Source organism: Vibrio splendidus 12E03 (assembly GCF_000272105.2).
GTDB lineage: Bacteria > Pseudomonadota > Gammaproteobacteria > Enterobacterales > Vibrionaceae > Vibrio > Vibrio splendidus_I.
On the sequence record NZ_AJZD02000258.1, the window covers coordinates 1 to 4,243 of the forward strand.

At 42.0% G+C, this 4,243-nt stretch carries 4 protein-coding genes; 1 reads left to right on the plus strand and 3 read right to left on the minus strand.

Translation table 11 applies throughout. The features are described 5' to 3' along the window. Window positions 1–210 precede the first annotated feature (210 nt). Window positions 211–732, plus strand: a complete 522-nt coding sequence (locus A142_RS16250) for a DUF2058 domain-containing protein (protein ID WP_019820462.1) — start codon at window positions 211–213, stop codon at window positions 730–732. Window positions 733–860: 128 nt separating this feature from the next. On the opposite strand, the gene A142_RS16255 is transcribed toward A142_RS16250, so the two are convergent. The 3 genes from A142_RS16255 to A142_RS16265 all read right to left on the minus strand — a co-directional run bounded on the left by A142_RS16255 (window position 861) and on the right by A142_RS16265 (window position 3,999). Beyond that, the gene (locus A142_RS16255; protein WP_017059142.1) at window positions 861–1,082 is read right to left on the minus strand and encodes a hypothetical protein; all 222 of its coding nucleotides are present in this window, start codon (window positions 1,080–1,082) and stop codon (window positions 861–863) included. Between the two features lie 218 nt (window positions 1,083–1,300). Continuing rightward, window positions 1,301–2,773 carry an aerolysin family beta-barrel pore-forming toxin gene (locus A142_RS16260; protein ID WP_019820464.1) on the minus strand — a complete coding sequence of 491 codons (1,473 nt, stop codon included), beginning with the start codon at window positions 2,771–2,773 and terminating at the stop codon, window positions 1,301–1,303. A gap of 464 nt (window positions 2,774–3,237) precedes the next feature. After that, window positions 3,238–3,999: a YdcF family protein gene (locus tag A142_RS16265; RefSeq protein WP_019820466.1), complete on the minus strand. Its 762-nt coding sequence runs from the start codon at window positions 3,997–3,999 to the stop codon at window positions 3,238–3,240. Between the last annotated feature and the right edge of the window lie 244 nt (window positions 4,000–4,243).

A 4,243-nucleotide genomic window follows, 5' to 3' on the forward strand; every position in this document is an offset into this window, starting at 1 on the left:
GTCGGTAGAACAGCCAATGTTGGCGTGCTTAAGTGACAACTGTTTGTTCGGGGAGGGTAGAGATTGTGAGCAACTAGAAGGGAATATGGATACAGCTTAGAGCTATCAGCACAAATTTTGCGATTGTTCTGTAATTTACTCTTGTTCAGTAAACAGAAACCTTAAAAACAGGTATGATAGTGCCGTTTTTAATCCTGAACTGGGAAAGTCATGGCAAAGTTAACACTCCAAGAGCAGATGCTTAAAGCTGGCTTGGTAAATGAGAAAAAATTGAAGAAGGCGAAGAAAGGCTCTAAAAAGTCTCGCGTTCAGTCTCGTGAAGCAAAAGCGGCAGCAGAAGAAACTAAACTGGCGCAGCAAGCGAAAGACAAAGAGTTAAACCAACAGTTGAAAGAACAGCAGTTGAGCAAAGAAATTAAAGCTCAAGTGAAGCAACTGATTGAGATGAACAAGATCGAACAGAAGAACGGTGAGATCAAATACAACTTCACCGATGGTACGCTAGTTAAATACCTTTACGTAGAAGAGCTGACTCAAAAGCAACTAAGTAAAGGCATTCTAAGTATTGCTCGTCAAGGCGAGAGCTATGTTGTTATTCCAACAGCAGTAGCGAACAAGATTGCTATGCGCGACGAAGAATCTATCGTTGATACGCAGGCAGGTACCACAGACGAAGTAGACGAAGATGACCCGTACAAAGACTTCGTGATCCCAGATGATCTAATGTGGTAGTCCGTTTTACTTAGCTCCATTTTAATGGCTAGCTAAGTTTACAGGATCTAAGAATGCAGCGAACAATCACTCGATTGGCGCTGCATTTTTTTTGGCGCGAAATGACTTCTGCAAATCTTATCTAACGTTCAGTGTTCTGACATGCCGTAAACAAGGCTATCATTGGCACTTGCATGATCGATAAAATCGGTATTCGCGCGCTGTTCGTGTTGGTCGTAGCCATCGAAGTAACAGTCGCCAATTTCATTGCGCGGGCAAACGTGAATGTGGTCTTTGATGACCAGTTCGGTAGAACAACATGGGCAGTGTTTTACATGTCCAGTGAGTACCGTAGATCGATTTGGTTTCATACATCCTCCTGATAGGCACTGTAATCTGATTGCCTATTTGCACCCTAAGTTACGCAAATTAGTGTGTCGTTATGATTTCATTTTTAAGTCAATGTAAAACGATTCAGAAAGTGAATACTTAGCGGCTAATGCAGATGTACGACTGAGAGAATGTAAGACGAATCAAGCCCAGAGCAGACGCAAAGGGCTTGGAATAACAGCTGAAACTTTCTATGGGCTTATTGCTGCATTGGGGTAAGCGTTAGCTGAGCGCTGTTATAACCCAGTTGCGCTAGAGCCGCAGGGTCGAAGTCAGTCAGAACTTCGATGTCACCTGCGTAGTAAGTTGTGTAAGCGGCAGGAGGTGTCATGGCATTAAATGAATCAATAGAGTGCTCGGTACCGATATTGATCATTCCAGAATATTGTGACTCAGCACTAAACTGGCCTGAAACATAGGTGTAGAAAGGACGGACACTGGCACCTGCGGCGTACTGCATGCTACTTAAGCCATTGGTGTTGATTGCCCAGCTCCAATCCCACCATTTCATCTCTCCAGGAATATAGCGATGGTCCCATTGGTAGCGAATATTGGCTTGCTTTTCGCTGTTGGTGCCCATCGTAAAGGTGTGCGAGACAGTAGGGCGGTTTGTTGGGTGGGAGCTTAGCGCATTGCCGCTATAACGGAGGAAACCTGTGAAGTTCACGTCGTAACTCATGCTCGTTTTGATACGGTACGGGTATGAAATGGTAGAGCGCAAGAACTCAACCTGAAAGGGAAGTACTGAGTTCGCTGGTACAGTGATGATGGCTTGTCGGTCAGTCGGCTCAAAGCGAGAGCCACTGTTGGTATCAGAGAAGCGCTGGCCTTCTTCTAGCACGACTCTTACCTCTGTTTTTCGAACTTGCGGCCAATGAAAGGTTTCATCAATGACGACTGAATCAGCAAGGTCGAAGCGCTGTGTTTTACTCCATTGTGTTGATTGCTTAAAATGAAGGTCAACGACGATTTGTTTCGGCTGATCAGTCTTGTTAATAGCATAAGCTGTAAGGGTGTTGACCAGCTCTTGGTTAGTTTCTTCTACCGAGCCGTGCCAAAACGCAGTGTTATCGAGCTCGTAAGAGAAGTTATCGATATTGATGGTTGTCTTCTCATTACAACGCTCACCGGTACAGCTTCCATTGTTATTCCCTTTGATCTCCCAACCATGGTTAAGTTGCTCTATTGCCATATCTTGACCGACGTAACGCCCGTTATTGCCGCTAACCCAAGCGTACCCAAGACTATGAGCCAAGTAACTTAGCGGCCTGATAAAGTTCGTGTCGTCATTGACTAAAGCTCGTTGAACTTCAAGGTTACTGTTCTCTTGAATAGCTTGTGCTTCGTAGTATGGCAAGCCAGCTTCTGGTGTATTGGGGTAGCACCAGGTTTTGTCGCTTGGTTGACCTGGTTTAATGAGGCCATGATAGCCGGAGCCCATGATCACCCAATCATGCTGAAGGCCAACAATGTCCCAAACATTCATGCGGGATATCAGTGCTGTTTTATGTTCTTGAGCTTCTGTATTGTTGAGAGCGCGATAGTCAAAACGACAGATATCTTCTCCAAGTTTATCTAAGACGATTTGGTCTGAGTATATCTTCGCATGAGCAGTAAAAGAGATTACCGATAGGGCAGTGCTAAATAGAATGGTTCTACTGACGTTAATCATTAATAAGTTCCTAAATGCCATTATTTGGCTATTTTTATTAGAATCGAGTTATTAGATTTTATTGATATTATTTAAAGCCGAGGGTTACTAGCGGGGTGTACTCTGTCATATAAAACAATGCCAAAAATACTGAAATGAATTGAAAATAAATACTTATAATTATCAATTGGTTATGTTGATTGGATTGTTTTTTTATAAAGGATTATTGCGATTGTTTTCAATTAGTTTCAACTATCAAAATATAAGATGGTTGATTGTTGAACGTTTACATTTTCGTAGCCTGCTATTTGGAAAATTGGCTGAGTGATTAGCTAGTAGGAATGGTTGCCGAACGGCAAGAACAGACGTAAATGAGAATGAGAAATGGTGTTGTGATAGGCAGGATCAAAAAATGCAGCCAATAACCTTTCGGTTGTTGCTGCATCTTTGTTTTATATGGCTCTAGTTAACTCAATTGAACGTGTTTAAGCATCACCTGGCTGTTCGCGTTTACTGTTCCAACCCATAAAGTTGTAGATGTTGTAACGAGCAAAGCCTATCTGTTCATGCAAAGCAAAATCTGTGACCGCAAAGTTGTACCATAGTGGCAACCACGAAACTTGAGCTGCCATATAATCGGCTCTTACTGGAATAACATTTAAGCCGAAGTGGTTGAAGTAGAGCTCGCTGCGACGAATATGCAGGCCAGACGAAACTAACACAATGTTATCGAATTTATGATGCTTCATTAGGTCACTAGTGAGCTGTGCATTCTTCCAAGTGTTTACGCTATTTGGCTCTTGAATGATGTCACGTATTGGAACGCCAAGTCTCAGCAATTGTTGTTGATAAACTTCTGCTTCAATTACACCATTATTTTGTGCATCGCCACCACTGATGATAACTGCGCATGTGGTTTGGGTTTTGGCGCAATCTTTATATTGGCTTGCCGCTTCGCTGATTCTGCCGAAAGAGAAAAAGGCTGGCTCGAACTCTTGCGTGCTTTTAATTAACTGCGTTCCCGCGCCCAGAAGAACAATAGCGTTATTGCCAGACCATTGGATATCAGGCTTACTTTCGTAATCAGTTTGTAGGTCGTTCAGTAAGTAACGAGGAATTAAGCCTGAACCAATCAACACAAATGACGATATAAGAACAAGAGATAAAAACAGAGAGGTTTTTCGCCACTGAAGTAAACGTGTAAAGCCTACGAATAGCAGAAGAAGTAATAATATAATAAAGCTCATGAGGATCCTGTTATCGAACTGGTGCCAAAATGATGTGACATACTGAAGCGGTGCATCATATATCAGTTATGTTAGTCGTTCATAGCTAACTCATTGTATTATTGAACAAATGCACGATTTCTTTCTATTAAACACAATCATCGATGAGAGCATTCTAAAAATCGCTTTATTATTGTTCGATAATCCCATTCTAAATATAGGTATATAAATCAAGAAAGTTAATTAAACCTTATTTTGTGTTATA